This window comes from Actinokineospora sp. UTMC 2448 (assembly GCF_024760565.1).
GTDB lineage: Bacteria > Actinomycetota > Actinomycetes > Mycobacteriales > Pseudonocardiaceae > Actinokineospora > Actinokineospora fastidiosa.
In genome coordinates this window covers 5,733,168-5,745,231 of sequence record NZ_CP031087.1, presented here as the reverse complement: position 1 = coordinate 5,745,231, position 12,064 = coordinate 5,733,168, and the positions used below count along the sequence as shown (strand labels likewise).

Here is a 12,064-nt window from a genome sequence, read left to right as displayed (position 1 = left end):
CCCACAAACCCCCACACGGTAGGAGCAATCGTGACGCAGGAGATGGACAGGGTCCGCACGCAGGCCCCGGATCCGGACGACTTACCCCCGCGGCGGCCGGTGGCCACGGAGCAGGCCAAGCCGTTCTGGCGGCGCCCGTGGATGATTCCACTGTGGCTGGTCACGGCCGCCTTCCTGTACCTGCAGGCAGGCCCGTTCGTCGGCACGCCGGAGGCCGAGGCGCCGGTCCCGCCGCACGACGGCTTCCCGGCCTACTACCCGCTGCTGCTCATCCACATCTCCTTCGCCACCGTGGCGATGGTGACGGCGACGTTCCAGGTGTGGCCCTGGCTGCGCAAGAAGCACCCCGGCGCGCACCGGGTCACGGGCTGGGCCTACGCGGTCTCGACCGTGATCTCGGGCGTGTGCGGCCTGATCATCGTGCCGTTCGCCCCGGTCGTCGGCCAGGTCGGCGTCACCATGTCGACCACGCTGTGGATCGCCACGACCGTGGTCGCGGTCTGGGCGGCGCGCACGAACCGCTTCGCGCTGCACCGCCGGTTCATGCTCTACAGCTTCGCGCTCGTGATGAACAACGTGTGGGGCCTGGCCGCCGCGAAGATCATCATCGGCTACCAGATCCAGATGGACTTCACCTACCTCGCCGAGTTCGCCCGCTGGGTGGGCTGGATCGTCAACCTCATGCTCGTGCAGTGGTGGCTCTACCGCACCGCCCGCAGGCCCGTGGAGGGCCGTGCCCGCCGGGCCGCGGCCATCCGGTAGCCGCCCGCACCACGAAAAAGAACTCCTCCGGGATCGGTGGTCCCGGAGGAGTTCTTCGTCGTCGGGCGGCTCAGGTGCCGACGACGAGCCACTCGGGGTCGCGCGGGCCGTCGCCCAGGCAGGTGGCGTTGTAGTGGTCCAGCGCCTTCTGCGCCTCGGCCGTGGCGCGGGTGAACCGGGCCAGCGGGTCGGCGCCGCGCACCAGGACGTCCTCCATGGCCGCCATGATCGCGGTCTGGATGCCGTGCGAGCCCGGGAAGACCGGGACGCTGGAGCCGGGCGCGCGGGTGGTGCGCTCCAGCTGCTCGGTGGCCACCCGGTGCACCGGGTGCGCGTCGAACCAGCCCTCGCTCTCCAGCACCGCCACCGCGCCCTTGGTGGCCGGGGTGGACCCGCTCGCCTTGTGCCACTCGGCGGCGTTGCGCGGGTTGTTCAGGTACTGGATGAACGCCAGGGCGCCGTCGCGGGTCACCGGGTCCAGGCCGTCGGCCACCCACAGCGCGTCGCCGCCGATCCAGTTGCCCGCCGGGGTCTTCGCGCCGTTGTAGGGCAGCAGGCTCACGGCGGTGTCGGTGTCGTCGGCGGCCATGAAGTTGATGGCGAACGACGAGTCGACGCGGAACGCGACGCGGCCCTCGGCGAACGTGGTGGCGTTGCCCAGCCAGTCCTCGAACTTGCCGGTGTAGACGTACTCCCCGCGCTCGGCCAGTGCCCGCCACCACTCGACGTAGGCCATGACCTCCGGCGAGGTGAGGTCGACGGTGGTGGCCCTGGCCAGCCTGCCGTTCTCGTTGTCCAGGAACAGCCCGCCCTGCTGGGCCACCGCCTGCTGGAACAGCTTGCCGTCGACCGGCCAGGTGACCGCGTGCTCCGGGCCGCCGTCGAGCCGGGACAGCGCGGCGCACGCGGCGGTCAGCTCGTCCCAAGTGGACGGGATCGCCTCGATGCCCGCGGCGCGCAGCATCGGCTTGTTGCTGTAGAGCAGCATGGTCGACAGCGTCAGCGGGACCGCGGCGACCTGGCCGCCGATGGTGTAGAAGTCGCGGCAGGCGTCGATGAGGTCGTCGAGGATGACCGGCTCGCCGAGGATCTCCGACCGGTCGCCGATCAGGCTCGCGATCGGGGCGAAGAGCGGCCTGCCGTCCTGGGTGACGGTGTCCATCGCCTGCTGGCTGGCCCCGGAGTAGTACGACGCGATCGTGGGCGGTTTGCCCGCCAGCGCCTCGGCGGACACCTGCGCGGGCAGTTCCTCGTAATAGCAGCCGCGAATGGTGACGCGGTACTCCGGGTGTGCCTTCTCGAATTCCTCCGCCCGTGCGCGGATCGGTCCGAGGAAGTCCGGGAACGGGTACTCGGACAACAGCACGTCGATTTCGGTGCGCGGCGATCGGTCTGCTGCGCTGGACCCCATGGGACCTCCACTCGTGCGAGCGCGCCAGGAACGGGCGCGCGTCGGTAGCGGTTCTTCATCGTCGGGTCCGGCGTGGCGCGGGCGCATCTCCGGGAATGCCCGCCGCCGCCCGGCAACCGCGGAGATGCGGCCCGCGAAGCGCCGGTGCGATTCTGGGACGGCAGCCCATTTAAGGGAAAGGACGTGCTGTCACATGACATCCGTCGCGGCGAGTTTTCCCGAGCACGGCTTTCCGCCCCCGCCCGAACCGGGACTGACCCCGGCGGAGGTCGTCGCTCGCGCGGAGGCCATGGCCCCGGCCCTGGTCGAGCGCCAGGCCGAGACCGAGGACCGCACCTTCTACGCGCTGGACACGCACGAGGCGTTCCGCAAGGCGGGCTTCTACCGGATCCTCGTGCCCCGCCGGTACGGCGGCTACGAGTTCGGCGCGGACACGTTCATGCGGGTGGCCGTCGCGCTGACCCGCGGCTGCCCGTCCACCGGCTGGATGTACACCCTCGGCGCCGCGCACGCGCTGGCCGCGGCCACCATCTTCCCGGAAGAGGCGCAGGACGAGATCTTCGCGACGGGCGAGTTCATCGCGCCCGCGACGATCATGCCGAGCGGCTCCGCCGTGCGCGTGGAGGGCGGCTGGATCGTCAACGGCACCTGGAGCTACTGCTCGGGCTCGCCGTACGCCACGCACTTCATGGGGCACACCCTGGTCTCCCCGACCGAGGGCGCGCCGCCGGAGCCGATGGTGTTCATCGCCCCGCGCGAGGTGTGGCGCAGGCTCGACGACTGGGGCCAGCAGCTCGGCCTGCGCGGCAGCGGGTCGCACAGCATCACCATCGAGGACGGCTTCATCCCGGACCACTACACGATCCCCGGGCACATGAGCCAGTACTCCGTCGCCGACGGCACCCCGGGCGTGCGGCTGCACGGCAACCCGGAGTACGGCGGCGGGCCGCTGAGCTTCATGAACCTGGAGAGCGCCGTGCTCGCCGTCGGCATCGCCAAGGGCGCGCTGGACGCGTACTCCGACCTGATGCGGACCCGGTCGACGCTGTTCCCGCCCGTCGTCGGGCGCGTGCACGACCCGGACTACCAGTACTGGTACGGCGAGGCGGCCGGGATGATCGCCACCGCCGAGGCGGCGATCCTGGGCGCGGTCCGGCAGTGGCAGGAGGCCTGCGCGGTGGGCCCGGAGGCGTTCACCGCCGAGATGGAGATGCGCCTGGCGGGCATCAGCAGGCAGTCGGTCCAGCTGTGCTGGCACGCCGTGGAGGGGTACCTGCTGCCGACCGCCGGGTCCAGCTCGGTGCGCCGCGGTGAGCGCCTGGAGCGCACCTGGCGGGACATGTCGATGCTGCACACCCACGCCGGGTACGCGGTGTTCCTCGCCGCGAAGGCCCAGCGCGAGCTGGCGAAGGCCCACTTCGGCATCCCGGACGGCCTCGCGGGCTGACCCCGGGTCGACCACCGAGACGAGGGAACGGACGTGACCGAGGCAGCTGTCCCATCCGGTGTCCGGGAGGTCCCCGCGACCGCGGCCCAGCACGGGGCGTGGTTCCTGGCGGCGCTGGCCCCCGAGGCCGGGTCCGGCCGGGCGCGGGCGTACCGGGTCCGCGGCGACCTGGACGTCGACGCCCTGCGCGCGGCGTGGCTCGCGGTGGTCGGCAGGCACGACGCGCTGCGGACGACGATCGGCACGCGGGCGGGCAGGCCCGTCCAGCGCGTCGCCGCCGCGGCCGAGGACGCGGCGCTCGCCCGGCTGCGCGTGGAGCCGGTGGGGCCGGGGGAGCACGTCGTCCGGGTCGAGCTGCACGAGCTGGTGTGCGACGACGAGTCCGCCGGGATCGTGCTGGCCGAGTTGTCCTCGGCGTACGCGGCGGCCGTGGCGGGCGGTCCCGGCCTGGGCGGCACGCCACCGCAGTACGGGGACCACGCGCCGCGGTCGGACGAGGGCGCGCTGGACTGGTGGCGGGCGGCGCTGACGCCCCCGCCGCCCGCCCTGGACCTGCCGGTGGACCGCGAGCGCCCGCCCGCGCCGTCGTCGGAGGCGGACGTGCTGCGCTTCGCGTGGGACGCCGCGGTCGACGCGCTGTCCGATGTGGAGCCGGTCGACGTGGTGCTGGCGGCGTTCCAGGCGTTGCTGCACCGCTACACCGGGGAGGAGCGCGTCGCGGTCGGGACTGCGGTCTCGGTGCGTCCGGCGGAGCTGGCGGGGGCGGTCGGGACGTTCGGCAACACGGTGGTGCTGTGCGCCGATCTCACCGACGCCCCGACGTTCCGCGCGCTGGTCGGCCAGGTGTCGGCGGTGAGGCGCGAGGCGCTGGCCCGCCGCGAGGTCCCGTTCCAGGAGGTCGTCCAGGCCGTCTGCGACGACCGCGACCCGCGCCGGGTCCCGATGTGCGACGCGGTGTTCGTGGCAGGCGGGGGGATGCCCGAGCTGTCGCTGGCCGGGACGTCCGTCGAACCCCTGCCCGCCGACACGGTCCCGGCCCGCGCCGACCTCACGCTAGTCGTCGACCGGACGGCGCCGGTGCTCGCGGGGGCGCTGGAGTACCGCGCGTGCCTGTTCGACCGCGCGTCGGCCGAGCTGATCCTCGCCCAGCTGCACACGCTGCTCAACGCCGCCCTGGCCGATCCCGACCGTCCGGTCCCGGACCTCCCGCTCGACACCCCGGACCGCCTGTCGGCGACCGCCCGCGCCGCCGACCGCCGCCCTGACGGCCAGCCTGCGTCCACCCCCGCGAACGCCCTGGTCCACCGCGCCGCCGCCGACGCCCCGGACGCGGCCGCGATCTCGTGGCAGGGCGGGACGACGAGCTACGCGGACCTGCGCGCCGACGCCGCCCGCATCACCGCCGCCCTGCCCAGGGACCTCGCGGGCAGCCCGGTGGTCGTCCGGATGGCGACGGGGCCGCGGCAGGTCGCCGCGACCCTCGCCGTCCTCGACACCGGGGCCCACCTGATCTGCCTGGCTGGCGGCGACACGGGCGACCGCGGTCGGACGGTCCTGGAGGACCTCCGCCCGGCCTGCCTCGTCGTCGACGGCGCGGCGGGCGACGACCCCTTGGCCGCGTGGTACGCCGAGGAGTTGGACGGGCACGTGGTCGACGTCGCGGACCTGCCCGCCGACGGCGCCGGCGAGCCCGCTCCTGTCGTCCCGGGCTCCTCCGACCGCGCGTACGTCGCGTACACGTCCGGGTCCACCGGGCAGCCCAAGGGGATCCCGCAGAGCCACGGGACGCTCGCGCAGTTCGTCACCTGGTTCGCCGAGGAGTTCCGCGTCGGGCCGGGGTCGCGGGTCGCGCAGTGGGCGGCGCCCGGGTACGACGCCAGCCTGTGCGAGGTGTTCGCCGCGCTGGTGGCCGGGGCGACGGTGTGCCCGGTGCCGGACCGGATCAGGGCCAACCCGGAGAAGATCGTCGACTGGCTGGCCGCCGAGCGGATCACGCACTTCCAGACCGTGCCCAGCTTCGCGCGGGAGGTCCTGCGGGTGGCGGGCGGCGCGCCCGAGCGGCTCGGGGCGCTCAACCACCTGCTGCTGGCGGGCGAGCGGCTGCCGGGGGACCTGGTCAACGGGCTGCGCACCACCCTGCCCGCCGTGCGGCTGGTCAACCTCTACGGCCCGACCGAGCTGATCCTGGCCACCTGGCACGAGATCACCGGACCCGTGCACGGCACCGCCCCCGTCGGTCGGCCGATCCCCGGCAGGCGGGTCGTCGTGGTCGACGCGCAGGACCGGCCGTGTCCGACCGGGGTGACCGGCGAGATCGTCATCGTCAGCCCGCACGTCACGCCGGGCTATCTCGGCGCGGCCAGCGGGGACCGGGCGCGGTTCCGGCCGCTCGACGACTCCGGGCCGTGCTACCGGACCGGCGACCTCGGCAGGCTGCGCTGGGACGGCGCGCTGGAGTTCCGCGGCCGCAAGGACTTCCAGGTGAAGTTCAGCGGCATCCGCCTGGAACTCGGCGACATCGAGGCCGCCCTGGCCGCGCACGAGTCGGTGGCCGAGTGCGCCGTGGTGGCCGTCCCCGACGCCGACCGCCTGGTGACCCGCCTCGTGGCGTACGTCGTGCCCCAGCGCGGCCCCGACGGCAAGGCGACCGGCGCCCCGTCCGACTGGCGCGCCGCCCTGCGCGCCCGCTTCGGCAAGGCGATGCCCCCGGTGGCGTTCCAGACCCTGATCGGCATGCCCCGCAACGTCGGCGGCAAGGTCGACCGCCGCCGCCTCCCCGCCCCCGCCGCCACCACCCGCCGCACCGTCCGCGGCCCGGAGACGGTGGTGGAACGCGCGATCGCCGAGATCTGGTCCGAACTGGACGCCGAGACCACCACGGTGGACGACGCCTTCTTCTCGGTGGGCGGCCACTCCCTCCTGGTCCCCGTCCTCCTCCACGAGATCCACGCCCGCTTCGGCGTGGCGATCCCGCTGTGGGAGTACTTCGCCAACCCCACCGTCGCAGGCCTGGCAGCCCTGGTCGAACCCCACACCGCCGCCGCAGGCCACGACGCCTGACGGGTACGACAGCGGGGACATCGAGGGCCAAGGGGTCGCGGGAAACCCGTGACCCCTGACGCCCACGAGCACCCACCGACCTCACGCCAGGGTCTCGGTGCGTGGAGGTGCGCGAGCCCGCGCCGACCGCGCACGGTGGGGTTCGGTGCTGGCGGGTTGGCGCCCCCGACCCCGCGCCTCCGACCCCGCACCCCCCGACCTCCGCGCCCCTGGCCGCTGACCCCGCGCGCCCGTCCCCGGATCCCTGGTTCCCGGACTCGGGCCAGCCCATCCAAGAACACCAGCGCCCGGCAAGCCCCAAAACCACCAGCGCCCCGGCAGGTCGGAAGCCTGCCGGGGCGCTGGTGTCCGTGGGTCAGCTGCCCGCCGTCCCCGTGCGGGGTGGGGAGGTGCCGGGGTCGGCCAGGTCGGGGCGTAGGGCGGCGGCGCCGCGGAGGTAGACGTGTTCGATGCGGGTCGTGCGGTCGGTCTGGACGTGGGCCAGGAGGCGGATGACGCGGGTCATCGAGTTCGGCACGTCGATCTCGGTGGCGCACAGCATCGGCACGTCGGTGAGGCCGACGGCCCGGGCGGCCGCGGCCGGGAAGCCGCTCTTGATGTCCGGCGTCACCGTGAAGAAGATGCTGATGATGTCCTCGGTCGCCAGCCCGTTGCGCCGGATGACCTCCAGCACCAGCGCCCGGGTCTCGGTGAAGACCACGTCCGGGTCGTCGCGGTCCACCTGGACCGCCCCGCGCACGGCGCGCACCGCGATCATCTGGGGGCTCCCGTCCGTGGGTGCATGGCTCCTCCTCGCCGCGGCGCCGGACGGGCTCAGCGGTCCGCGAACTGGCCGGGGGCGCGGCCGGGACCGGCGGGGCCGCGGTAGGCCTGCGCGATGTCCAGCCAGTGGTCGGCGTCCGCGCCGTCGGCGACGAGCGCGAGGTCGTCGCGGTGCCGCCGCCGGGTCGCCAGCAGGCACAGGTCCTCCGCCGGGCCGGAGATCCGGTGCGCGGCGTCCGCCGGGCCGAACGTCCACAGCGCGCCCGACGGCGCCGTCAGCTCGAAGCGGAACGGCTCGGCGGGCGGCGTCAGCCCCCGCGACTGGTAGCCGAAGTCCCACACCAGCGTCGTGAACAGCGCGACGTGCCAGAGCCCGTCGGTGCGCTCCCTGCGGACGCCGAGCGCGTCGGCGATGTCCTGCCCGTGCGCGAACAGCTCCATGAACCCCGCGCAGGCCAGCACCGCGGGCGGCAGCGGCCGCACCAGCCACGGCACCACCTGGTTCCCGGGCACCGCCGCGAGCGCCTTGATCGCGGTGTCGCGCTCGTCGCGCCACCGGGCGAACAGCACCGACGGCGGGTCGGACAGGTACTGGCCGAGCGCGGCGTTCACCGCGCCCTCGAAGTCCTCGCCCGCCGCGGCGGCCATCGCCGCGAAGGTCTTCGGGTCCGAGGCGGCCAGGCCCGCGAGCCGGAAGACGAACGCCACATGGGCGACCTGGTGCGCGACCGTCCAGCCGGGCGCGGGGGTGGGCAGCGCCCACCCGGCTTCGTCGAGTTCGGACAGCAGCCGGTCCACCTCGTCGGCTTCGGCGGCCAGATCGGAAAAGACGTCTCGCTGCTCAGTCACGTGTCGGTCCTCTTTCGCCACGATGTCCACCCGTGAGTCGCGTCAGGGCGCCGGAATACACGATGCCCGCCGCGCCCGCCCGCTGTCTCCTTCCCGAGTGCGCCGCGACTGAGCAATCCAGAAGATGCGCAGATGGCGCATTCCCCGATATACGTTGGCATTTGTCTACGCCCATCCCGGTGAAATCACACGGGGTGCGCGGAGAGTGCGCCAAGGATCGTTGTAAGGTGTCTTCGGCGCGTATAACGAGTCGGTCGACAGTCAAGAGGAGTGCGAACCATGCCCCAGTTTGCGGTGTTGATTTTCGACAAGGAGATCCCGTTCGAGGAGATCCCGCCGGAGATCCTGGAGGCGCACGGCGCGGTCGAGGGCAAGGTCGAGGGCACCGGCGGCAAGATCGTTGCCGGTTACGCGGCCGCGCCGACCGCCCAGGCCCGCGCCGTCCGCGGCGACGACGTCGCCGAGGGCCCGTTCAACGACACCAAGCAGCAGCTCACCGGCTTCTTCGTGGTCGAGGCGCGCGACATCGACCACGCCGTGGAGATCGCCAAGTTCGTCCCGATCATGGACGGCGGCGTCGAGGTGCGCCCCCTGCTCGGCGAGGAGTGACCCCCGCGGGCGGACCGCGACGCGGCAGCCCGGCAGGGCCGTGAGGACGGCCCCTGCCGGGCTGTCGGCTGTTTTCGTGTGTGAGCAAGCGGGAAGAAGGCCCGCCCGGTGCGCGTGGGTACGGTCCCTGGTTGTGCCGCCCGAGCCGCGAAAGCTCGGCGAATCGCCAGGGACAGAAGGGTTTTGCCATGCGCCTGAGCAGAAACCGCGGCGGTCGGTCCGCGGGTCGATTATCGTTCAGCATCCTCACCGTTGCCGGATTGCTCGTCCTGGGCGGGTATTACGGCGCGGCGCCGGAGTCGAGCGCCGCACAGAAACACCGCACGGCCTCGGACTGCGTCACCTGGCAGTGGTCGCAGCCCAACGCGGACAAGTCCAACACCCGCCGCATCCTCAGCCCGATCAACTCCTACAACGTCACCTCGCTCGAGGTCGCCTGGACCGTGCCGATCCGGGTGCCCGCGCCGCCGAACCGGTGGCCCGGCGTGTACGCCACGACACCGGTCGTGGTCAACGGCATCGTCTACACCCAGGACCTCGACTCCAACGTCTACGCCATCGAGCTGCGCACGGGCCGCGTGCTCTGGGTCAAGATGTACAACTCGACCATCAACGGCCCCAACGGCGTCAACGTGGTCGACGGCAAGGTCTACGGCGCGACGACGTCCAACGCGTTCGCGCTCGACGCCCGCACCGGCACGGAGCTGTGGAGCCGCAACCTGATCCGCACCGAGACCGAGGGCATCAACATGGCGCCCGGTGTCGACCGCGGCACGGTCTACGTCTCCACCGGCCCCGGCAACGCCGACGCGTTCTTCACCGGCGGCGGCGCGGGCGTGCTGTGGGCGCTGGACGCCAGGACCGGCCAGACCAAGTGGACGTTCAACTCCGTCCCGCTCGACCTGTGGGGCAACACCGAGCTCAACTCCGGCGGCGGCATCTGGTACCCGCCCGCGTTCGACGCCAGCGGCGACCTCTACGTCTCGGTGGGCAACCCGGCGCCCTTCCTCGGCACCGAGCAGTACCCGTGGGGCTCGAGCAGGCCCGGCCCCAACCTCTACACCAACTCCATGGTGAAGCTCAACCACCTGACCGGCGACGTCATCTGGCACAACCAGGTGCTCCCGCACGACCTCTACGACTGGGACCTGCAGAACTCGCCGGTCCTGACCACGGCCAACGGCCGTGAGGTCGTCATCGGCTCGGGCAAGATGGGCTACGTCTACCAGTTCGACCGCGCGACCGGCCAGCTGCTGTGGAAGACGTCCGTCGGTGTGCACAACGGACACGACAACGACAACCTCTACGCGCTGAACGGCGAGTACGACAAGCTTCCCACGCTGCCCGTCACGGTGACCCCGGGCGTGCTCGGCGGCGTGATCTCCCCGCTGGCCGTGGACGACACCACGATCTACGCCGCGGTGAACAACCACAGCGCGACCTGGGTGACCCAGCAGCCGCCGCCGCAGATCGCCCCGTTCAACGAGGCCACCGGCGAGCTCGTCGCGATCGACCTGGTGACGGGTCGGATCAAGTGGACGCGCCAGTACCCGTCGTCGGCCTACGGCGCCGCGACCGTCACCAACGACCTCGTCTTCACCACGACCTTCGACGGCTACGTCCACGCCGTGCGGACCCGGACCGGCGAGGAGGTCTGGTCGGTGAAGCTGCCCGCCGCGGTGAACGCGCCGGTGGCCGTCCACGGCGAGTACCTGCTCGCGGCCAGCGGATGGCCGTTCACCCCCGAGGAGCGGGCCGAGATCGTCGCCTACCGGCTCCCCAGCACGAGAGGTGGATCGCAATGACCCTCACCGCGGGATGGACACTGCCCGCGCCGACCGTGGTCACGGCCGGGCTGCACTTCCCGACCAGCGTGGCCGTCGCCGCCGACGGCCGGGTCTACGTGGCCGAGTCCGGGCTGCCCTTCGGCGGCGCCCCGCGCGGCGGCCGCGTCTGGCTGCTCGACCCCGCCGCCGACCGGCAGCGCACCCTCGTCGCCGACGGCCTCGCGGGTCCGGTCACCGGCCTCACCTGGCACGAGGACGTCCTGTACGTCTCCGAGGGCGGCGCGGGCCGGATCAGCAGCATCGACGCCGACGGCACCCGGAAGGTGCTCGTCGACGGCATGCCGGGGCCGGGCAACTACCACACGAACATGGCCGTGGTCGGGCCCGACCGCAAGCTGTACTTCAGCCAGGGCGCGATGGCCAACCTCGGCGTGGTCGGGCTCGACGCCTACGAGATGGGCTGGCTGCGCAGGCTGCCGCACGCCAACGACGTGCCCGGGCTGGACATCGTCCTCACCGGCGCGTCCGCGGTGACCCGCAACCCGCTGCCGGACCTGCCCGGCGAGCAGGCCACCACCGGCGCGTTCGCCCAGTTCGGCACGCCGACCGAGCCGGGGCAGCGGATCGCGGCCGCCCTGCCGTGCACCGCGGCCGTGATGCGCTGCGACCTCGACGGCGGCGGGCTGGAGCTGGTGGCCTGGGGCGTGCGCAACGCCTTCGGCCTCGGCTTCCTGCCCGACGGCAGGCTGCTCGCGGTGGACCAGGGCGCGGACGACCGGGGCAGCAGGCCCATCGGCAACGCGCCGGACCTGCTGTGGGAGATCCGGCAGGGCGCCTGGTACGGCTGGCCGGACTTCGTCGGCGGCGAGCCGGTGACCGCGCCCCGGTTCGCCCCGGAGCGCGGCCCGGCGCTGGAGTTCGTGCTAGCCAACCACGACGAGCTGCCGCCGCCGGAGCGCCCACTGGTGGAGTTCGAGCCGCACGTGGCGGCCACGAAGTTCGCCGTCGTGCCCTCGGCGGCCGAGCGGTTCGCCGGGCAGCTGGTCGTGCCGCTGTTCGGCGACGAGGCCCCGATGTGCCTGCCCTCCGGCGGGCCGAAGCTGGGCCGGTACCTGCTGCGGGTGGACCCGACCGACTGGTCGACGCACCGGATGACGGTCGGGATGCCGCTGCACCGGCCGATCGACGTGGCCTTCGGCCCCGACGGCGGCGCGCTGTACGTGCTGGACTTCGGCGAGTTCGAGATGTCCGACGAGGGCGTGCAGGCCCGCGCGGGGACCGGCTGCCTGTGGCGGGTCGAGGACTGGCCCGGCGCGATGTCCGAAGTGGAGGACTGACCGGGAGCACGGCGGTGGCGGGCAACGGAATGCCCGCCAC

General features: G+C 73.1%; 9 protein-coding genes. 6 read left to right on the top strand and 3 right to left on the bottom strand.

Annotated elements, in window-relative coordinates; translation table 11 throughout:
- Positions 1-30 precede the first annotated feature (30 nt).
- A complete protein-coding gene (locus tag Actkin_RS26215) occupies positions 31-762 on the top strand; it encodes a DUF2306 domain-containing protein (protein WP_258904618.1) in 732 nt (243 codons plus the stop codon).
- A gap of 70 nt (positions 763-832) precedes the next feature.
- Here Actkin_RS26215 and Actkin_RS26210 read toward each other — a convergent pair whose 3' ends face one another.
- On the bottom strand, positions 833-2,173 hold the full coding sequence (locus Actkin_RS26210) for an extracellular solute-binding protein (protein ID WP_258904617.1): 1,341 nt from the start codon (positions 2,171-2,173) through the stop codon (positions 833-835).
- 193 nt (positions 2,174-2,366) lie between these two features.
- On the opposite strand from Actkin_RS26210, the gene Actkin_RS26205 reads away from it, so the two are divergent.
- A complete protein-coding gene (locus Actkin_RS26205) occupies positions 2,367-3,620 on the top strand; it encodes an acyl-CoA dehydrogenase family protein (protein ID WP_189214083.1) in 1,254 nt (417 codons plus the stop codon).
- A gap of 33 nt (positions 3,621-3,653) precedes the next feature.
- A complete protein-coding gene (locus tag Actkin_RS26200) occupies positions 3,654-6,680 on the top strand; it encodes a non-ribosomal peptide synthetase (protein ID WP_258904616.1) in 3,027 nt (1,008 codons plus the stop codon).
- 355 nt (positions 6,681-7,035) lie between these two features.
- Here the strand turns inward: Actkin_RS26200 and aroH are convergent, their stop codons facing one another.
- Together aroH and Actkin_RS26190 are read right to left on the bottom strand one after the other, a co-directional pair.
- Positions 7,036-7,437, bottom strand: coding sequence for a chorismate mutase (aroH, locus tag Actkin_RS26195; protein WP_258904615.1), 402 nt, complete (start codon positions 7,435-7,437; stop codon positions 7,036-7,038).
- 56 nt (positions 7,438-7,493) lie between these two features.
- Complete coding sequence (locus tag Actkin_RS26190) at positions 7,494-8,291, bottom strand: TIGR03084 family metal-binding protein (RefSeq protein ID WP_258904614.1); 798 nt, start codon at positions 8,289-8,291, stop codon at positions 7,494-7,496.
- 279 nt (positions 8,292-8,570) lie between these two features.
- Between Actkin_RS26190 and Actkin_RS26185 the strand changes: the two genes are divergently transcribed.
- From Actkin_RS26185 to Actkin_RS26175, 3 genes are all read left to right on the top strand, one after another.
- A complete protein-coding gene (locus tag Actkin_RS26185) occupies positions 8,571-8,900 on the top strand; it encodes a YciI family protein (protein ID WP_189214086.1) in 330 nt (109 codons plus the stop codon).
- A 188-nt stretch (positions 8,901-9,088) separates the two neighbouring features.
- Positions 9,089-10,705, top strand: coding sequence for a BamB-related PQQ repeat family beta-propellar protein (locus Actkin_RS26180; RefSeq protein WP_258904613.1), 1,617 nt, complete (start codon positions 9,089-9,091; stop codon positions 10,703-10,705).
- Positions 10,702-12,024 (top strand): PQQ-dependent sugar dehydrogenase, encoded by a 1,323-nt coding sequence (locus Actkin_RS26175; RefSeq protein ID WP_258904612.1) that lies wholly within the window; start codon positions 10,702-10,704, stop codon positions 12,022-12,024. The genes Actkin_RS26180 and Actkin_RS26175 overlap by 4 nt, the downstream gene beginning before the upstream one ends.
- The last annotated feature ends 40 nt before the right edge of the window (positions 12,025-12,064 follow it).

Bases quoted from the DNA above. Each gene is read 5' to 3' on its own strand.
- Actkin_RS26210 (WP_258904617.1), bottom strand. From the start codon at position 2,173: ATGGGGTCCAGCGCAGCAGACCGATCGCCGCGCACCGAAATCGACGTG.
- Actkin_RS26205 (WP_189214083.1), top strand. From the start codon at position 2,367: ATGACATCCGTCGCGGCGAGTTTTCCCGAGCACGGCTTTCCGCCCCCG.
- aroH (WP_258904615.1), bottom strand. From the start codon at position 7,437: ATGATCGCGGTGCGCGCCGTGCGCGGGGCGGTCCAGGTGGACCGCGAC.
- Actkin_RS26185 (WP_189214086.1), top strand. From the start codon at position 8,571: ATGCCCCAGTTTGCGGTGTTGATTTTCGACAAGGAGATCCCGTTCGAG.
- Actkin_RS26180 (WP_258904613.1), top strand. From the start codon at position 9,089: ATGCGCCTGAGCAGAAACCGCGGCGGTCGGTCCGCGGGTCGATTATCG.
- Actkin_RS26175 (WP_258904612.1), top strand. From the start codon at position 10,702: ATGACCCTCACCGCGGGATGGACACTGCCCGCGCCGACCGTGGTCACG.